The 18,670-nt window shown below is 58.6% G+C and carries 16 protein-coding genes; all 16 read left to right on the top strand.

Translation table 11 applies throughout. From position 1 onward, the window contains the following. Positions 1-12 precede the first annotated feature (12 nt). Positions 13-972: a tyrosine recombinase XerC gene (locus IT585_13375; GenBank protein MCC6964238.1), complete on the top strand. Its 960-nt coding sequence runs from the start codon at positions 13-15 to the stop codon at positions 970-972. 99 nt (positions 973-1,071) lie between these two features. Beyond that, positions 1,072-1,602 carry an ATP-dependent protease subunit HslV gene (gene hslV / locus IT585_13370; protein MCC6964237.1) on the top strand — a complete coding sequence of 177 codons (531 nt, stop codon included), beginning with the start codon at positions 1,072-1,074 and terminating at the stop codon, positions 1,600-1,602. Between the two features lie 67 nt (positions 1,603-1,669). After that, positions 1,670-3,025: an ATP-dependent protease ATPase subunit HslU gene (gene hslU / locus IT585_13365; GenBank protein ID MCC6964236.1), complete on the top strand. Its 1,356-nt coding sequence runs from the start codon at positions 1,670-1,672 to the stop codon at positions 3,023-3,025. Continuing rightward, positions 2,997-4,619 carry an SLBB domain-containing protein gene (locus IT585_13360; GenBank protein MCC6964235.1) on the top strand — a complete coding sequence of 541 codons (1,623 nt, stop codon included), beginning with the start codon at positions 2,997-2,999 and terminating at the stop codon, positions 4,617-4,619. Before hslU ends, IT585_13360 begins: the two co-directional genes overlap by 29 nt. 24 nt (positions 4,620-4,643) lie before the next feature. After that, complete coding sequence (locus IT585_13355) at positions 4,644-5,390, top strand: N-acetyltransferase (protein ID MCC6964234.1); 747 nt, start codon at positions 4,644-4,646, stop codon at positions 5,388-5,390. Positions 5,391-5,409: 19 nt separating this feature from the next. After that, positions 5,410-6,510, top strand: coding sequence for a DegT/DnrJ/EryC1/StrS family aminotransferase (locus IT585_13350; GenBank protein ID MCC6964233.1), 1,101 nt, complete (start codon positions 5,410-5,412; stop codon positions 6,508-6,510). Beyond that, on the top strand, positions 6,500-7,585 hold the full coding sequence (gene wecB / locus IT585_13345) for a UDP-N-acetylglucosamine 2-epimerase (non-hydrolyzing) (protein MCC6964232.1): 1,086 nt from the start codon (positions 6,500-6,502) through the stop codon (positions 7,583-7,585). The genes IT585_13350 and wecB overlap by 11 nt, the downstream gene beginning before the upstream one ends. Before the next feature lie 68 nt (positions 7,586-7,653). After that, entirely contained in the window at positions 7,654-9,951 is a 2,298-nt protein-coding gene (locus IT585_13340; GenBank protein ID MCC6964231.1) for a polysaccharide biosynthesis protein, read from the top strand. A 23-nt stretch (positions 9,952-9,974) separates the two neighbouring features. Further along, the gene (gene serS, locus IT585_13335) at positions 9,975-11,246 is read left to right on the top strand and encodes a serine--tRNA ligase (GenBank protein MCC6964230.1); all 1,272 of its coding nucleotides are present in this window, start codon (positions 9,975-9,977) and stop codon (positions 11,244-11,246) included. Continuing rightward, positions 11,243-12,517 (top strand): HAMP domain-containing histidine kinase, encoded by a 1,275-nt coding sequence (locus tag IT585_13330; GenBank protein MCC6964229.1) that lies wholly within the window; start codon positions 11,243-11,245, stop codon positions 12,515-12,517. The genes serS and IT585_13330 overlap by 4 nt, the downstream gene beginning before the upstream one ends. Next, positions 12,514-14,076 (top strand): bifunctional response regulator/alkaline phosphatase family protein, encoded by a 1,563-nt coding sequence (locus IT585_13325; GenBank protein MCC6964228.1) that lies wholly within the window; start codon positions 12,514-12,516, stop codon positions 14,074-14,076. The genes IT585_13330 and IT585_13325 overlap by 4 nt, the downstream gene beginning before the upstream one ends. Before the next feature lie 9 nt (positions 14,077-14,085). Next, entirely contained in the window at positions 14,086-14,520 is a 435-nt protein-coding gene (tsaE, locus tag IT585_13320) for a tRNA (adenosine(37)-N6)-threonylcarbamoyltransferase complex ATPase subunit type 1 TsaE (GenBank protein ID MCC6964227.1), read from the top strand. Beyond that, positions 14,501-15,589 (top strand): tRNA (adenosine(37)-N6)-threonylcarbamoyltransferase complex dimerization subunit type 1 TsaB, encoded by a 1,089-nt coding sequence (gene tsaB / locus IT585_13315; protein MCC6964226.1) that lies wholly within the window; start codon positions 14,501-14,503, stop codon positions 15,587-15,589. Before tsaE ends, tsaB begins: the two co-directional genes overlap by 20 nt. Positions 15,590-15,591: 2 nt before the next feature. Then, on the top strand, positions 15,592-16,428 hold the full coding sequence (locus IT585_13310; GenBank protein ID MCC6964225.1) for an acetyl-CoA carboxylase carboxyltransferase subunit beta: 837 nt from the start codon (positions 15,592-15,594) through the stop codon (positions 16,426-16,428). A gap of 3 nt (positions 16,429-16,431) precedes the next feature. Beyond that, complete coding sequence (locus IT585_13305) at positions 16,432-17,754, top strand: bifunctional folylpolyglutamate synthase/dihydrofolate synthase (protein MCC6964224.1); 1,323 nt, start codon at positions 16,432-16,434, stop codon at positions 17,752-17,754. Beyond that, positions 17,747-18,670 (top strand): hypothetical protein (locus IT585_13300; protein MCC6964223.1); only part of this gene is annotated, 924 nt, incomplete at its 3' end. The genes IT585_13305 and IT585_13300, both read left to right, overlap by 8 nt.

Here is an 18,670-nt window from a genome sequence, read left to right as displayed (position 1 = left end):
GCCGAAACGGCGTTGCGGCCTGCCGTTGAATTCCTGACATTCTTGCGTATGCCCGGCGTGTTGGCTGACAATATCCGGCGTTACACGAAGTATTTGGGCGAAGTGCGGAAGTACTCGCCGCATACCGTGCGCGCCTATCGCAGCGACCTCGAACAATTCGTGCAGTTCCTTAACCGGCAGTCGATTGAAGAGGACAAGCTGATGCGGTCGTTCTATCCGGTCGTACGAACCTATCTTTATCACCTTAAAGCGGAACAGAAGAAGAATCGCACCATCGTGCGCAAGCTCTCGGCCATTCGCAAGTATCTGTCATATCTCTTGCGCGAAGGACACCTGAAGGAGAGCGCTGAGCTGGAGCTACGCGGATTCAAGGTCGAGAAATCGTTGCCGGTGTATTTGTCGGAGGCGGAGGCGGCGCAATTGATGGATCTGCCGGCGGGTGACGGCTGGCAGGCCCGTCGCGACCGGGCCGTTCTGGAGCTGTTCTATCAGTGTGGTCTACGACTGGCGGAGCTGACTGAACTGACGGATGCGGCGATCGACTGGAACGCGCAGTTGCTGCGGGTTCTGGGCAAGCGGAAGAAGATGCGCCTGATGCCGTTTGGCGCCATCGCCGGTCAGCGACTGAAAGACTATGTGGCGGCACGCGATCAGGCCTTCGGCAAGGGACTACCGCGACTCTTCGTGAATCGCTTCGGTCAACCGATTACCGCTCGTTCAATTGCCCGCGTCGTCGAGAAGTACACGCGGCAATTGCGAGAAGGCAACCGTGTTTCTCCGCACAAACTACGGCATTCGTTCGCAACGCACATGCTGGACAATGGCGCCGATCTGCTGGCAATTTCCGAACTGCTGGGCCATGCCTCGATTGCCACGACGCAAATCTACACCCACGTCTCGACGGCCGGGCTCAACAGAGAGTACTTGCAGGCGCACCCGCGTGCGGCCAAGCAGTCCAAGCGGCGACCGTAGTCGGTCAATATCTTGCTGGATTTCCCCCGCCAATTCGCACTTATTAGGGCAACGCCCTGGCGTTTTGCGCGATGGCTGCGATTAAGACGAGGAGAATCAGTGTTTCACGCTACAACGATACTGGGACTGCGACATAAGGGGCACGTGGCAATCGGCGGTGACGGCCAAGTCACGCTGGGTGACACCATCGTCAAAGCAACGGCGAAGAAGATCCGAACGCTGGCCGGTGGCACCATTCTGGCAGGTTTTGCCGGCTCATCGGCCGACGCTTTTACTTTGTTTGAGCGCTTCGAGGCAAAGTTGGAGGAGTTCTCCGACAACCTGCCACGGGCCGCGGTCGAATTGGCCAAGGATTGGCGACGCGACAAATACCTGCGTCAACTGGAAGCACTCCTGGGTGTGCTCGACAAGGAGCATGCGCTCGTGATTTCCGGCTCTGGCGATGTGGTGGAGCCCGACGACGGCATCATCGCCATCGGCTCCGGCGGTCCGTTTGCCCTGGCGGCCTGCCGCGCCATGGTGGCAGAAACCAAACTTTCAGCCGAGCAGATCGTCAAGCGGGCACTGGAGATCTCAGGGGATATCTGCATCTACAGCAACAAGTTCATCACGATCGAGAGCCTAAAATAGGTTTGATTTCGCAGATCAGCGGCGTTATACTAACCCGCTCTCGTATGTACGTGACCGCGGAGGAGCATTGGACAAGCATCTGACCCCCCGACAGATCGTCGAGGAGCTCGATAAATACATCATCGGACAAGACAAAGCCAAGAAGATGGTCGCGATTGCATTGCGCAATCGCTGGCGGCGGCAGGCCGTGACGGATGAGATCCGTCAAGAGATCATGCCGAACAACATCATCTTGATCGGTCCGACCGGCGTCGGCAAGACAGAGATCGCCCGGCGGCTGGCCAATCTCGCCGGCGCGCCATTCGTCAAAGTCGAGGCCTCGAAATTTACGGAGGTCGGCTATGTCGGTCGCGACGTGGAATCAATGATTCGCGATCTGGTCGAGCTGGCCGTGCAGATGGTGCGGAAGGAAAAGTCGGAATCGGTGCAAGCCAAGGCTGAGGAAATGGCGGAGGAACGAATCCTTGAATTGCTTTTGCCGCGTCGCCGGCAGCCGCGCAACGCCGAAACCGCGGAAGATCCGCTCATCGAAGAGAAGTACCAACGGACGCTGGAGAAGCTGCGGCGCCAACTGCACGAAGGCTTTCTCGACACGCGCGCCATCGACATCGAGATTCCCGCCAACCGCTATCCGGTCGTCGAGATCTTCACGCCGCAAGGGATGGAGGAATTGGGCGTCAATTTCCAGGAGATGTTCTCCGGGATCATGCCCAAGAAGAAGAAGATCCGCAAGCTCACGGTGGCCGAGGCGAAGAAGTATCTTAAGGAAGAGGAGGCTGCCAAACTCGTCGACATGGATGAAGTTGTCACCGAAGCTTTGCAGCGCGTCGAGAATTCCGGGATTGTCTTCATCGACGAGATCGACAAGATCGCTGGCGCCGAAGGACCGGCTTCCGGTCCAGATGTTTCCCGCGAAGGGGTGCAGCGCGACATTCTGCCGATCGTCGAAGGTTCGAGCGTGTCGACGAAATATGGCATGGTCAAGACGGACCACGTCTTGTTCATCGCTGCGGGGGCTTTTCATTCGAGCAAGCCGTCCGACCTGATTCCGGAATTGCAGGGGCGATTTCCGATCCGCGTCGAGCTTGATCCGCTGACGGAGAAGGAATTTGTGCGCATCTTGCGCGAGCCGAAGAATGCACTGCTGAAGCAGTACACGGCGTTGATGGAGACTGAAGGCGTGAACATCACGTTCGATTCAGCGGCAGTCGAGGAAATCGCGCATCTGGCGGCGCTGCTGAACGAGTCTTCGGAGAACATCGGCGCCCGGCGGCTGCATACGCTGATGTCCAATCTATTGGAAGATATCATGTTCAACGTTCCCGATGAGAAAGTCGGTAAGATGAAGATTACCAAGTCGCGGGTGCAGAGTACATTGAAGGAAATCATCGAAGATGAAGACCTCCGCAAGTACATTCTTTAAGCTGCTGATCCTGTTTGGCCTCGTGTTGGCAGCTGTACCGGCATCTGCCCTGGACTACCCGGCGTTGAAACCGAAACCGGAGGAAGAGAAGCCGCCAATGGAAGAGCGGCAGGCAGAGGTCAGAGCCGAACAGCTGCTGGACAAAGCCGTGGATGAGAATCTGTATATCGTCGGGCCCGGCGATGTGTTCATCATCCAGTTCTACGGTGTCTCGACTGAACCGTTACGGGTGGAAGTTCTGCCGGAAGGCGTGGTGGCAATCCCACAGGTAGGGGTGGTGACACTTGGGCAGATCGCACTCAAAGAGGCGAAAGAACGTATTCGCGCCGCCGTGGCCGGCCGTGTTCGCGATCGCTCGCTCGACGTGCATCTGGCAGCGGTGCGATCATTCAAGGTTAGCGTTACCGGAGCGGTAGCCGAGCCTGGCGTCGTTGTCGTTTCAGGAGCTGACCGCGTAACCGAGGCGATTCAGAAGGCGGGCGGATTGCAGGTCAAGGCATCGCAACGCAATATCAAGTTGATCAAGGATTCGGACACGACCCGAGCGGATATCGCGCGCTTCTATGCGACCGGTGCCGTCGCTGCCAATCCCTATCTAAATGAGGGCCACGTTGTCTTTGTGCCCGTCGTTTCGGATACCTTTGACAAGATCGAGGTCTATGGCGCCGTCAACGCGCCGGGAGTATTCGAGTATCGCCACGGCGACCGCATCTCTGATTTGGTCGAGCTGGGTTTCGGGCTATCGGCGGACGCCGACCGCGAGACGGCGGAGTTGATTCGTTTCAGTCCCGAGGGTCGCGGCAAAAACTCGATCAAGGTTGACTTGGCGACGATACTCGAAAATCCGAGCTCCGCCGGCAACCTGGAGTTGGCGCCGGACGACCGGCTATTCGTACGCGCAATCGCCGGCTATCGCCGCAAGGAGCAGGTCGTGCTGGCCGGGGAGGTCAAGTATCCGGGCGTCTACCCGATTCAACCCGGCTGTGAGACGCTCTTGCAGCTTCTGCAGAAAGCCGGCGGCATCCTGGATAAGGCGTCATTGTCCGAAGCGGAGATGTTCCGGAAACCGCAGTTCATTTCGACCCAGAAGACGAGCTTCGAACAGCTTCTCCAGTTGTCAACCGACAAGTTGTCGGAATTTGAATTGCAGTACCTCAAAGAGATTTCCTCGGAAAAGACCGGTAAGGTTGCTGTTGATTTTGAACAACTGCTGAGCGGGGGGCGGAGCGAGCTGGACATTCCGCTGGTAGACGGCGATTTCGTGCGCATCCCGGCTAAAAGTTTTGCCGTGACGGTGATGGGCCGTGTGGTCAATCCGGGGCTGGTGCCGTACAAAGAGGATGCCACGGTCGACTACTACATCAAGGCCGCCGGCGGCTACGGCTACAAGGCAAATCGTGGCGACATTCGCATTATCAAGGCCAATACCGGCGCGGTCGTCAAGTCGGAGAGTAATACGCGCGTGGCGATGGGCGACCGGATCATGGTGCCACAAAAGAAGGGCATCAACGTCTGGCAGTTCCTGAAAGACACCGGGTTCTTCCTGGCGAACATCGCGACGATCTACATCGTTGTTGACCAGGCGGTTAATTGAAGCTTACCCTCGCAGAGGAAACGAATGAATAGTCAAATTGTGGCCGCATCGGCCCGCATCGATCCCAGCGTTCGCCTGGGCCATTTCTGCGTAATCGGCGAGCAGGTGACCATCGGTTCCGGCTCAGTGCTGGGCGCAAATGTCGTTGTCTACGCCGGTACCATGATCGGCGCCAATGTGCGGATTGACGACGGCGCTTCGATCGGCAAGCAGCCAATGCGGGCGGCGAACTCGGCGGTGACCAAAGAGCAGGAACTGCCGCCGACGACGATCGGGGACGACTGCATCGTCGGCAGTAATGTTGTGATCTACGCCGGCGCGACGATCGGCAAGAAAGTGCTGATCGCCGACCAGGCGACAGTACGGGAAAATGTAACGATTGGCGACTTCACGATCGTCGGCCGCGGCGTAGCAATCGAAAATTTCTGCAAAGTCGGCGCGTACTGCAAACTCGAGACGAACGTCTATCTGACGGCCTACTCCGAGCTGGCGGATCGCGTGTTCATGGCGCCGTGCGTGGCAACTTCCAACGACAACTTCGTCGGACGCACCAAGGAACGCTTCAAATATTTCAAAGGTATAACCGTCAAGCGCGGCGGCCGCGTCGGGTTGAATGCGACCATCTTGCCGGGGAAGGTTGTCGGCGAAGATGCGTTGGTGGCGGCCGGTGCGGTGCTGACCAAGGATGCACCGGACCAGATGATCGTGATGGGCTCGCCGGCAAAGCCGCTGAAACGCGTGCCGCCGGAGCAGCTGCTCGAGAATCAATAAGTCACAAAGGATACAGTCTTTGGAAGTTCCACTTCTGGATTTGCGCCGCGAGTACGAGGCACTGCGCTCGGAATTGGACCGCGCCGTGCTCGAAGTCATGGCCGCGACGCATTTCATCAACGGCCCGCAGGTCAAGCGCTTCGAAGAGCAGGTGGCTGCGTACCTCGGTGTGCGGCATGCGATCGGAGTGGCCTCCGGCACGGACGCGTTGTTGCTGGCGTTACGCGCGGTCGGGGTCGGTCCCGGGACCGAGGTGATCACGACGACTTTCTCGTTTTTCGCGACTGCAGGGGCCGTGGCGAATCTCGGGGCAACCCCGGTCTTTGTCGATATCGATGAGAGCACGTTCAATATCGATCCGGCTCAAATCGAAGCGAAAATCACCGCCAAGACGAAGGCGATTATTCCCGTGCACCTGTTTGGGCAGAGCGCCGATCTCGATCCGATTATCGCGATCGGCAAACGCCATCAGGTCGCTGTTATTGAAGACGCAGCCCAGTCCCTGTCGTCGAAGTACAAGGGCCAAATGTCGGGAACGATCGGTGACATCGGCATCTATTCGTTCTATCCAACCAAGAATCTCGGTTGTGCGGGCGACGGCGGACTGGTGGCGACAAATTCTGACGAGTTGGCGGCGAGGCTGCGCAGTCTCAAGGCACACGGCGCCAAGGTGAAGTACTATCACGACATCGTCGGTTACAACTCACGGCTCGACACAATTCACGCCGCGGTCCTGCTGGTCAAATTGCCGCACCTGGACGGATGGTCACGGGCGCGGCGGGCCAATGCGGCCTACTACAACGAGCGGTTTGCCGGCTCCCGCGTGCAGACGCCGGCCGAGCAACCGTACGCGTACCACATCTACAACCAGTATTCGATTCTGATCGACAATCGCGACGGTCTGCGGGATCAACTCCGAGCGGCCGGCATCGGCTATGAAATCTACTACCCCTTACCACTGCACCTGCAGGTGTGTTTTCAGCACCTTGGCTATCGTGCGGGGGACTTGCCCGTTGCCGAGCGCTGTGCCCGACAGGTCATTTCCTTGCCGATCTACCCGCAATTGAGCGAGGCGGAACGAGACTATGTCGCCGCGACGGTCCTCAAACTTGTCTCGTAGAGCGCGGATCGTCACGATCGTTGGTGCGCGGCCGCAGTACATCAAGCTGGCGCCGCTCCAGCGCGCGCTGGCGCCGCTGGGCCTCGATCATCGCATCATCAATACCGGCCAGCACTACGACTATCAAATGGCGGGGGTGTTTTTTCGCGAACTTGAGTTGCCCAAGCCGGCGGCCAATCTTGATGTCGGATCGGCTGATGCTGCGGAGATGACGGCGCGCATTCTCGAGCGCTGTGCCGTTGAGTTACGCCGACTCCGTCCCGACTTGGTCGTCGTCATCGGCGATACCAACAGCACGCTGGGGGGAGCGCTGGCCGCCGCACAATTACACCTGCCGCTGGCACACATCGAGGCCGGGTTGCGCTGCTTTGACTTGGACACGCCGGAAGAACTCAACCGTCTCGTCACCGACCACGTGGCGCGACATCTGTACTGCCCGACGCCGCAGGCCGTCGCCAATCTGAAGACCGAAGGGATCGCAACCGGCGTGAGTTTGACCGGCGACCTCTTGTATGACGTCCTCACTGACACTTTGCCGGGAGCGCGTGAAACCAGCGCGATTCTGGAAAAGCTGAAGTTGACACCGCAGTCCTACTACGTCGTCACTCTGCACCGTGCTGACAGCGTTGATGATCGCGTGAAACTGACAACTTTGGTGGAGATGTTGTCTGCACTTCCGGCGCCGACGATCTTTCCGGTCCATCCGCGCACCAGAGAACGACTGCGCTCGTTCAAGCTGTTGGGCCGGTTGCGACAGAGCAAGTCCGTGCGGCTGGTGGAGCCGGTCGGCTATCGACAGATGCTGGCATTGATCCGCGGCTGTCGGATGTTGTTGACCGATTCCGGCGGTCTACAGCGGGAGGCGTACTTCCTGCGCCGACCGACGGCGCTCCTGCGCGAAGTCACCGAATGGGTCGAGATCGTTCGCTCCGGCGGCAGTGTGGTCGTCGGTTTCGACCCGGAGAAGCTTCGGAAGACTCTGACCGGGCATCGATTTTCCTTCTCCAATCGCACGTTCTGTCGGACCGGAGCTGCCTCGCGCATCGCCCGCAAACTGGCGGCGGCGGCGCGGTAGGTACGGGCCGGAAGCGGCGCCGAAATTGGCATTGACTGGAATTACAGCCCTCGGTAAAATGAATAGATATGCAGGGTGACAAGTCCGAGCAGATGGCGAAAGTCCGCCGCGAAGCCGTGTTGGTCGCGGCCGACCTCGTTGCGATCCAACTGTGTTTCTTCCTGGCGGTCTTGCTCTTTCACAACCTGCGCGAAGTGCGCGAGTCGTTAGGGGAGACCCTCGGATACTTCTACGGCCTGCCCAACCTGGTGGTCACGATCTATTGGCTCGGTCTCCTGTGGCTGTCGCGACTGCTGCGGAAGTTTTTCCCCCAGGGGCTCTACGGCGAGTTTCTCCGCATCTTCAATGTCGTATCGCTGGGCGTGGTGCTGCTGATCTTCGTTACGGTTGATTCTGCCGATCCCAACTCCTTCTTCTCGACCTCGAAAATCCTGATCTTCACCTACTGGATCTCGCTCATTCTGACGCTCAGCTTGAATCGGCTGCTGCTGTTTCGTTCGCCTTCGGGAGCAATGAGCGAAAACGCCGAGCAGATCGTTTCGCCGCTTCTGATTCCGCGCCGGCTCCTGATCGTAGCGCTGGACATTCTGATCATCTCGGGGGGGTATTACCTCGCGTTTCTGATTCGTTTCGAGGGGTCGCTGCAGCCGCAGGTTCTCGCCAGTCTTCGATCTAGCATGCCGGTCGTGATCATTCTGCGCTTCAGCATGTTGCTGTATTTCCGGCTTTACTCCGGTTATTATCGCTATGCATCGATCAACGATCTGACGCAGATTCTCAAGGCCGTGTCCGCCGGCAGCATCCTGATTGCGATCCCGACCTACTTCTTTGGGTACGGCGAAGTCCCGCGCGGCGTGTTCATCATCGATTGGCTGCTGCAGGTGATTTTGCTCGGCGGTTCGCGCTTTCTGCTGCGCGCGGCGCGCGAGTTGATGCCGCAGGTGCTTTTGCCGGGTCGCCGCACCTTGGTGATCGGCGCCGGCTCGGCGGGAGAAATGGTCTTGCGCGAGCTGCGGAAAACACCGATGGGTTTCAAACCGGTCGGCATTATCGACGACGATCCGAACAAGCACGGCATGCGCCTGCACGGCGTCACGGTCCTGGGCGGCAGCGAAGACTTGGAGCGTCTGGCTGCCCGCTACAAGGTCACCGACGCGATCATTGCCATCCCGTCGGCCACCGGCAAGCAGATGCGGAGTCTGATTGATGCCTGCCGGCGCGCACATTTGAGCTTCAAGTCGCTGCCACCGTTGCGCGAGATCATCGGCGGCCAGGTGGCGCTCAGTCAGGTGCGTAACATCAGCGTCGAAGATCTGCTGGGCCGGACGCCGGTGCGGCTCGATTCCCAGCGGCTGGCCCGGTTTATCGAGGGCAAGCGGATACTGGTTACCGGCGGCGCCGGTTCCATCGGGTCGGAGATTTGCCGACAGGTGATGCGATTCCACCCGGAGCGGCTCGCCATCATCGATCGGGCTGAAAATCGACTCTACGAGATGATGCTGGAATTTCAGCAGAGCGGCAGCGAAGTGATGGAGCCGCACGTCGGTGACATCAACGATCTGGGCAAGATGGAACGGCTCTTCGAGCAGCTCCGACCGCACGTCGTCTTCCATGCTGCCGCCTACAAGCAGGTGCCGCTGATGGAACAGTTCCCCGAAGAGGCTGCCCGGAACAACATATTTGGCACGCGCGGACTAATTCAACTGGCCGACAAGCACGACACTGGTGCGTTCGTCATGATCTCCACCGACAAGGCAGTGCGGCCGTCGAGTGTCATGGGCGCCAGCAAGCGCATCGCCGAGATTCTGGTGCAGTGCTTTGCCCGGCGCTCGCAGGTGTCGTTCCTCACGGTGCGTTTCGGCAATGTCCTGGGTTCGGATGGCTCGGTGGTGCCGATCTTCCGCCGCCAGATCGAACACGGCGGACCGGTAACGGTGACGCATCCCGACATGACGCGCTATTTCATGACAATCAAAGAAGCATCGCTCCTGGTCATGCAGGCGGCGACCATCGGCCGCTCCGGCGACATTTTGGTCTTGAACATGGGCGAGCCGGTGAAGATTCTCGACTTGGCCAAGGCGATGATTACGCTCTCGGGGGCTGTCCCCGACGAGGATATCGCCATCGCCTTTACCGGCCTGCGGCCCGGCGAGAAATTGAACGAAGAGCTGTTCGAAGAGGAAGGCTTAACCTCCTCGGAGCATGAAAATATCCTGGTGGCGCGCGCGACCGAATTCGACTGGGAGACAATTCAGACTGAGTTGCGGCGGCTCGAAGCGGCCGTGCGTGCCCAGGATCGCGCCCAGATCATCCAGATCTTTCGCGAGATCGTCCCGGTTTACCAGTCCGCGGCCATTCAGGTTTAATCGTCCAACTAAAGGAAAGCAGAATGCTCGATCTCAAGTTCATCCGCGAGAACACCGACCTGGTGAAACGCGGTGTAGCTAATAAAAACAGCAAGGTTGATATCGACCAAATCCTCGACAGCGACCGGCGGCGCCGGGAATTGTTGACGGCGCTCGAAGCGCTGCGCGAGAAGCGCAACAAGGTCACCGGCGAAATCGCCGTGATGAAAAAGAACAAGCAGGATGCCTCCGAGCAGATCGCGGCCATGAAGGCCGTCGGCGACCAGATTGCCGCTGACGAGGAGAAGCTGCGCAGCGTCGAAGACGAACTGAATAGCCAATTGATGTGGGTGCCGAATCTGCCCGATGTGTCGACGCCGATCGGACTCGATGAATCGGGCAACGTCATTCGGCGTTCGTGGGGCGAACCGAAGCAATTTGACTTCGCGCCGCAAGCGCACTGGGACCTTGGCGCCAAGCTGGGCATGTTCGATCTTGAGCGTGGTTCAAAGATCTCGGGATCGGGTTTCATTCTATATACCCACGCCGGCGCCCAGTTAGAGCGAGCACTGATCAACTTCTTCATCGATACGCATGTCACCAGACACGGCTATTCCGAGGTCTTTCCTCCGTTCATGGTCAACACGCAGACAATGACCGGTACCGGCCAGTTGCCGAAGATGGCGGAGGACATGTACCAGCTGGCGGACAAATCGCTGTGGCTGGTGCCGACGGCCGAGGTGCCGGTTACGAATATTTATGCCAACGAAATTCTGGGTCCGAAAGACGTTCCGAAGCGACTGGTGGCCTACACGCCGTGTTTCCGCCGCGAGGCCGGCGCTGCCGGCAAGGATACGCGCGGCTTGATTCGCGTCCATCAGTTTGACAAGGTCGAAATGGTGCAGATCGTGCGGCCAGAAGAATCACTCAACGACCTGGAAGTCTTGACGTCGCACGCCGAGACGCTGCTGCAACTGCTGGGGCTACACTATCGGGTTTGCGAGTTGGCCTCGGGCGACCTGTCCTTTGCGGCAGCCAAGTGCTATGATCTGGAAGTTTGGGCGCCAGGGGTCGGCAAGTACCTGGAAGTGTCCTCTTGTTCAAACTTCGGTGATTTTCAGGCGCGGCGGATGAATCTGCGCTTCCGACCGACCGAAGGAGAAAAGCCGATCTTCCCGCACACGCTCAACGGCTCCGGGCTGGCATTGCCGCGAACGGTGATCGCGATCATGGAATCGTATCAAACCGCCGACGGCAAGATCGTGGTGCCGGAGGTCCTGCGGCCATACATGCGAGGGCTCGAGATCATCGGATGATCCGCTCGTCGATCGGGAATCAGGCCGGCTACACTACATTGCCGGGTGTTTTCAAGGCCTTCATCCTTTTCGGCACCATTGCGGTGGCGGCGTTGTTCATGATCTACACGCAGTTCTTGATCAACGGCCTCCAGGAGAACATCAAGCGGGATGTCCGGATGTGGGCCAAGTTATGGGAGCTGGCGGGGGCCGAGGATTCCTCGCCGCGCGTCAATGCGGTGATTTTCGAGGAGATCATTCAGAAGGCGTACTTTCCGATAATTGTCACCGACCACCATCGCAATCCGGTGCTGTGGGCGCGCATACCCGGGATCGCCGACAACGATACGACGCCGGCGGCGCTGGCCCGAATCAAGGAATATCGCGATCAACTGGTGGCGGACAGCCGTGAAACGCCCGTGGCGTGGCACGGCCAGGTGATTCAGTATATCCTTTACGACTATCCGCCGCTGGTGCGCCAATTGCAGTTGATGCCGGTGATCGAGATTGCGGTCGTGGCGGTGTTTTTGATCGTCGGGTTCGTCGGCTTCCGCAATATCCAGCGCGCCGAGCAGCGCAATATCTGGGTCGGCATGGCCAAGGAGACGGCGCATCAGCTGGGCACGCCGTTGACGTCGCTGATGGGTTGGCTCGAACTGCTGGAGACGGATCATCGCGAGGGCAAGTACGCCGGAGCAACGGGCACTGATCTCGGCACGGTGGTTGAGAAGATGCGGGTGGATCTCAGCCGCCTCGATCGTGTCGCGAATCGCTTCGGGCGGATCGGATCGGTTCCGGAGACCACACCGCATGCCATCAACCCGTTGGTTCAAGAAGTGGTCGACTATTACTGCCAGCGCCTGCCGCATCAGGGGAAAGGCATCTGCATCAAGTTCGAGCCGACCGCAGAGATCTATGCCAGCGTCAACCCGGAGCTCTTTACCTGGGTGGTGGAGAATCTGATCAAGAACAGCATGCAGGCATGCGATCAGAAAACCGGCGAAATCACTATTCGCACTGGAAACGTTGACAACAAGGGGCAGGTGACAATCAGTGTGACCGACAACGGCCCGGGAATTCCGCCGAAAAATCAGGGAAAAATCTTTCAGACCGGGTTTACAACGAAGAAGAGGGGGTGGGGGTTGGGGCTGACTCTGGCGCGCCGCATCGTGCAGGAGTACCACCGCGGGCGAATCGAACTTACCGAGTCGGTGCCGCACGAACGTACCACCTTTCGGATTACTCTGCAGTCCGCGAGGCCGGAAGGAGCGGAGAAAGGACAGCATACATGAGCGTCGATGTGAAGCGGGTCTTGTGGGTCGATGATGAGGTTGATCTGCTCGAATCGCATCGAATTATCCTTGAAGGCAAGGGGTTCAAGATCACGCCGGTAGCTTCCGGCGAAGATGCGTTGCAGGAAGTCGCCAAATCGAGCTTTGACCTGATTCTGCTTGACGAGATGATGCCCGGCATGGACGGACTGACCACCTTGGAGGAAATCAAGAAGATCAAGCCCCACATTCCGGTGGTGATGGTGACCAAGTCTGAAGAAGAGCACTTGATGAACCAGGCGATCGGGCGCAATATCGCCGAATATCTGGTGAAGCCGGTCAATCCGTCGCAGGTGCTGGCGGTCGCGAAGAAGATCCTCGACGCCAAGAAATTGCAGACCGACACCGCGACGCGCGGCTACGTGCAGAACTTTAATCAACTCCGCGCGAAGCTGTACGGTCCGATGGAACCGGCCGACTGGGTGGAAATCCATAAAACGCTGTCGCAGTGGGACGTGGAGTTCGAAAAGATCAACGATGAGGGCCTCAAGCAGAGCCACCAAAGTCAGAAGCGGGAATTCAACGCCGAATTCTTCCGCTACGTCGACAAGAACTATCCGCGCTGGGTCAAGACCGAAAGCGGACCGGTCATGTCGCCGCATGTCTTCAAGACGTTCGTAGCGCCGCTAATCAATGACAAGAAGCCGACTTTTTTCATTGTCGTCGACTGCATGCGGTTGGATCAGTGGATGGTGATTGCCCCGATCATCTCCGAGTACCTCGAAATTACGCTCGACTACTATTTTTCCGTGCTGCCCACGGCGACGCCGTTTGCACGCAACGCCATCTTTTCCGGCATGTTTCCGGACGATCTGGCAAAGCGGAAGCCGGAAATCTGGGAGGGCGGCACAGCGGACGAGCGCAGTTTGAACCGTTTCGAAGACGAGTTACTGATTGAACAGTGCAAGCGGTTGAAGATCAAAGCCAGTGGCGAGCCAAAGTACTTCAAGATGAGCGATCTGAAAGAGGAAGAAGGATTCGTCAAGAAATTGTCGTCATATCAAAACGTCCCGTTGATTGCCGTCGTATTCAATTTCCTCGACATCCTGGTTCATGGCCGCTCGCAGTCGCGGGCGCTGCAGCAGATTGCGCCGGACGAAGCGGCGTTCCGTTCTTTGATTCTTTCCTGGTTCAATCACTCGACGCTGATTGACATTATCAAGTATGTCGCGCAAATCGGCGCCACTTGTGTCCTGACGACCGACCACGGCGCCGTGCTGGGTACGCGCGGAACGGTCGCTTACGGCAAGCGCGACACATCGACGAATCTGCGCTACAAGTACGGCGACAACCTCAATTGCGATCCCAAAGAGGCGTTGCTGATCAAGAATCCCGATGCTTACCGGCTGCCGCGCTTCAATCTCGCGACGACCTTTCTGATCGCGACCGAAGACTTCTATTTTGTCTATCCGACCAATTATAATGAGTACAACCGCCAGTTCCAGAACAGCTTCCAGCACGGCGGGATTACTCTCGAAGAAATGATCGTGCCGGTGGCGACACTGCGTCCCAAAAAGTAGATGCTGCTGTTGGACACTGTCACCAAATCGGAATCGGAGACCGCGGCGGTCGCCGAGCAGTTTGCCGCTCGACTGCAGGCGGGAGACACCGTGCTGTTCTATGGCGAGTTGGGTGCGGGCAAGACGACCTTCATCCGAAGTCTGGTCCGGCACTTCGCCTCCGACATCGCGGTCTCGTCGCCCACGTTTGCGTTAATCAACGTCTACCCGACCAACCCGATGATCTACCACATTGATCTCTACCGACTGGCGAGCGAGGCCGATCTCTTCGACCTCGGAATGGACGAGTATCTCAACGCCGGCGGAATTACGTTGATCGAATGGGCGGAGAAATGCGGCTCGTTGACGCCGGAACGCGCCTACGCTGTTCGCATAGCGATCTCGGACGCCACGGAACGAAGCATCAAGATCGAAGAAAACGGATATGAAAGTCCTGGCGATTGACACCTCCAGTGACCGCCTTCTGATCGGTCTGGCCGATGGCGACCGGATTCGCGCCGAATACAATGGCGTGGTCGATCGCAACCACTCCGAACGAATCGTCATCGCTATTGACAGCGTTCTGCGAGAAGGTGATATTAGTCCGACCGACCTGGATGCGCTGGCGGTTTTGACCGGGCCCGGCTCCTTTACCGGACTTCGTGTAGGAGTCGCCACGGCGCTTGGTTTGGCGCAGGCGTGGCGTAAGCGCATCCTCGCAGTAAGCAATGTCGAACTGGCGCGGCAAGTGTGGGGCGCAGTTCCGGAGGCACCGGTTTTGGCGATTCACTGCCGCGGGGACGAGTACTACGTGGCTGATTTCGAACGCGATCTGCGATTAGTCTCGGCAGCCGAAGCGGCCCGCGAGTTTGGCGACAAAGTTTTTGTCGGCGCCGGCGCGGCGCGATTAGCTGACGCGGCGGCCCATTTGAAGCGGCCCCTGCGTGTAGAAACACCGGCCACCTGGTCGGGCGGCACCATGGCGCTCGCGATCGCGCGCAGCGCAGCGCAATGGCCGGAATTGGATCCGGTCAATCTGGACGTGAATTACATCCTCAAGTCGCAACCGGAAATGCGCCGCGACCGCTCGCAGCCGGAGATTGTCGACTTGACCGCAACCGATATAACGGATGTGATGGCGATTGAACAGGAAGCCTTCAGCGATCCCTGGGACCACGAAAATTTCGCCGCCGATATCGCCAACGAGCATGTGATCACGCTGGCCGCCCGCCTGCAGGGCCGCTGCGTCGGATATTTGAGTTGCATTGCGCTTGAAGATTACGGATATATCGCCAACGTCGCGGTGCATCGCGATTACCGCTCGCGCGGGATCGGACAGGCTATCCTGAACGAACTTGAGGAGCGGTTGCGGCAGCGGTCAATCGACAGCATGGTGCTGGATGTCCGCGTCTCGAATCAGCCGGCGATCAAGTTCTACGAAAAGTACGGATTCCAGGTCTTGACGCGCCGTAAGGGCTTCTACTCCAAACCGCCGGAGGATTCATTCACCATGCTGCGGATAGGAACGAAGTGACAATGGAATGGTTTAAACGTAAACCGGCGCCACCCCCAACCGAGCGCAAGGAAATCCCCGACGGCCTCTGGACCAAATGCAATTCCTGCGGCGAAATCATCTACGTCCGCGAGCTGGAGAAGGATCTCTGGGTCTGCCGCAAGTGCAGTTATCACTTCCGGATTCGCTCGACCGACTACATCGATATCATGCTGGATAAAGACAGCTTCGTCGAGCTCGATACTGAACTGGTCTCGCTCGACCCGCTGCAGTTCAAGGACTCGAAGCGTTATCCCGACCGCATTGCCGAAGCCCGCAAGAAGACTGGCCGTAACGACGCCGTGATCAGCGGCATTGGCAAAATCGACGGCCGCGAAATCAGCTTTGCCGTCATGGACTTTGCCTTTGTCGGCGGCAGCATGGGCAGCGTCGTTGGCGAGAAGATTGCCCGCACCATCGAACGGGCTTTGAATCGGCAGATTCCCTTGGTCATCGTCTCCTGTTCCGGCGGTGCCCGCATGCAGGAAGGCATACTATCGCTGCTGCAAATGGCGAAGACATCCGGCCTACTCGCGCGGCTCTCTGAGACCAAAACGCCGTTTATCTCGATCCTGACCAACCCCACCACGGCCGGGGTGATGGCCAGCTATGCCTCCTTGGGGGATGCGATTATTGCCGAACCGGGCGCCTTGCTCGGATTTGCCGGGCGACGGGTGATCGAGCAGACCATCGGCCAGAAGCTGCCGGAGAATTTCCAGACTTCGGAGTTCTTCCGCGATCACGGGTTTCTCGACAAGATCGTTCACCGACACGAACTGCGGCACACCGTTTCGCTCCTGATCGACTACTTCACGCCGTAAGCTATGCGCTACGACGACGCCATTAAATTCATCTTCAATCTCGAGTTGTTCGGGATCAAGATGGGACTGGACAATATTACGCGCTTCCTCGCGCGCCTGGGTGATCCGCAGAATTCGTACAAGACCGTACACGTGGCCGGCACCAATGGTAAGGGCTCGGTGAGTTCGATGCTGTTTGCGATTCTCGATGCCGCCGGTTATCGGTGCGGCGTTTTCACGTCGCCGCACCTGGTGGACTTTCGCGAGCGGGTGCGGACCTCGGGCGGCAACATCGACAAACGCTCGTTGGCGCAGTTTGTCGACGAACAACAGCAGTTCATCCGCGACGCGCGCGTTACGTTTTTCGAGTTGTCGACGGCGCTGGCCCTCTGGTACTTTCGCAAGCAGTGCGTCGAGATCGCGGTGATTGAGGTCGGCCTGGGTGGACGCCTCGATGCGACCAATGTGCTGCTGCCGGAGGTGTCGATCATTACGCACATCGACTACGACCACACCAAGATCCTGGGCAAGTCGCTGACCGAAATCGCGCGGGAAAAGGCCGGCATCATCAAGACCGCCATTCCCCTCGTCACCGGTGAGCGGCGCCCCGAACTGCTCCGGTATTTCCGTGACGTCTGCCGGGAGCGCGGCACGCGACTGTGGCGCGCGCGTCCGGCGGTTGCGGAGGTTCAGTATCGCGGCCGCGACATGCTCGCCCGCATTGCGCTGAACGGTAATACGCCCACGCCCGTCGTGCTTAGCCTGCCGGGCGAGCATCAATTGGCGAATCTGGCCGTCGTCCTGAAGGCCATCGAGCAACTGAGGCGCCGCGGTCTGAAGATCTCGGATGCGGCGATTCGGCGGGGACTGAAGCACTGCCGCTGGCCGGCGCGCTTCCAAGTCGTCAGCCGCCGGCCGACGATCGTGCTCGACGTGGCGCATAACGCCGACGGCATGCGGGCCTTGACGCGAACGTTTCAGCGGGCGTTTCCCGGTCGCAAAGCCCTGGTCTTGTGTGGATTCCTGGAACGGCCGGATCACGATGTGATCATGAAGATACTCGCGCGCATCACGCGCCGCGCGGTCCTGACCCGGCCGGAGTCGCATCGTGCCGCCGAGATCGAAGGTGTCATCTGGGCGGCGGTCGGCGCCGGCATCGACTTTGATGTCAAACTGTCCGTTGCCGATGCTGTCGATCGAATCCTGCAATTAGCCGGCGCCACTGACATCGTATTAATCTGCGGATCACACTATACCGTAGGCGCGGCGATCCAGCGCCTGCACAAACTGCGCGACCGCGGGCAACTTGCGCTGACAGTTGCCGATATAACCTTAATGAATGGCTAAGCAGACGAATCAGACCGGCGCCGATCCCGAACGCGTAAACCCGCCGACCCAGTTGGCGGAGCTGACCGAGGCCAACAAACGGCTGAAGCGTAAAATCTTCGATCTCTACACCATTTTTGAGATCTCGAAGCATCTGAACTCGGTGTTGAATACCGAAACTCTGCTCGACGGCATTATCCTGACCTGCATCGGCCAGATGGGCGTCAACGGTGCCGCCATCTTCATCGTGCGTAGCCACGAAAATGACAATCTCTATCTCTCCAAGCATAAGGGTTTGCCGATCGAGCCGACGCGCGAAATGACGATCGCCGAAGACAGCCCGGTGCTGCGGCTCTTTCAATCGGTCCACAGTCGACCAATCTCCTACCGCGAACTACGCGATCGCCTCGGCGAATGCAATGAAGTTGAGATTCTCGGGGCACTGGAGTGCGAATATCTGATCCCGATGTCGCTGCAGAACCGGGTGCGCGGACTCTTGTCGGTGACGCGCAAGATTTCCGGCACGGAGTTTTTCGAAGACGACCTGGAGTTTCTCGCGATTCTGGCCAACCAGTTGTCGGTGGCGGTCGAAAATGCGCGCTTGTTTGATTCGGAGAAAGAGGTGCTGGAGCAGCTTCGGCGTGCCCAATTGCAGTTAGTGCAGGCGGAGAAATTGGCGGCACTCGGCCAGTTGTCGGCGCGTGTGGCCCACGAGGTCAATAACCCGCTGGGGATCATCAAGAACTATCTGCAACTGATCCACGACGATTTGACCGGCGCGCGGCAATCCGTCGAGCACGTGCAGATCGTCACCGAGGAGGTCGATCGCATCGCCGGGATCGTGCGCCAGCTGCTGGACATGTTCAAACCGCGGCACGAAGGCTTCGCCGACACTGACGTCGAAGCGGTAATCGATGAAACCATGCTGCTGCTGTCG

This window comes from Candidatus Zixiibacteriota bacterium, from assembly GCA_020853795.1.
GTDB lineage: Bacteria > Zixibacteria > MSB-5A5 > CAIYYT01 > CAIYYT01 > JADJGC01.
This window is presented reverse-complemented; position numbering and strand designations above follow the sequence as displayed.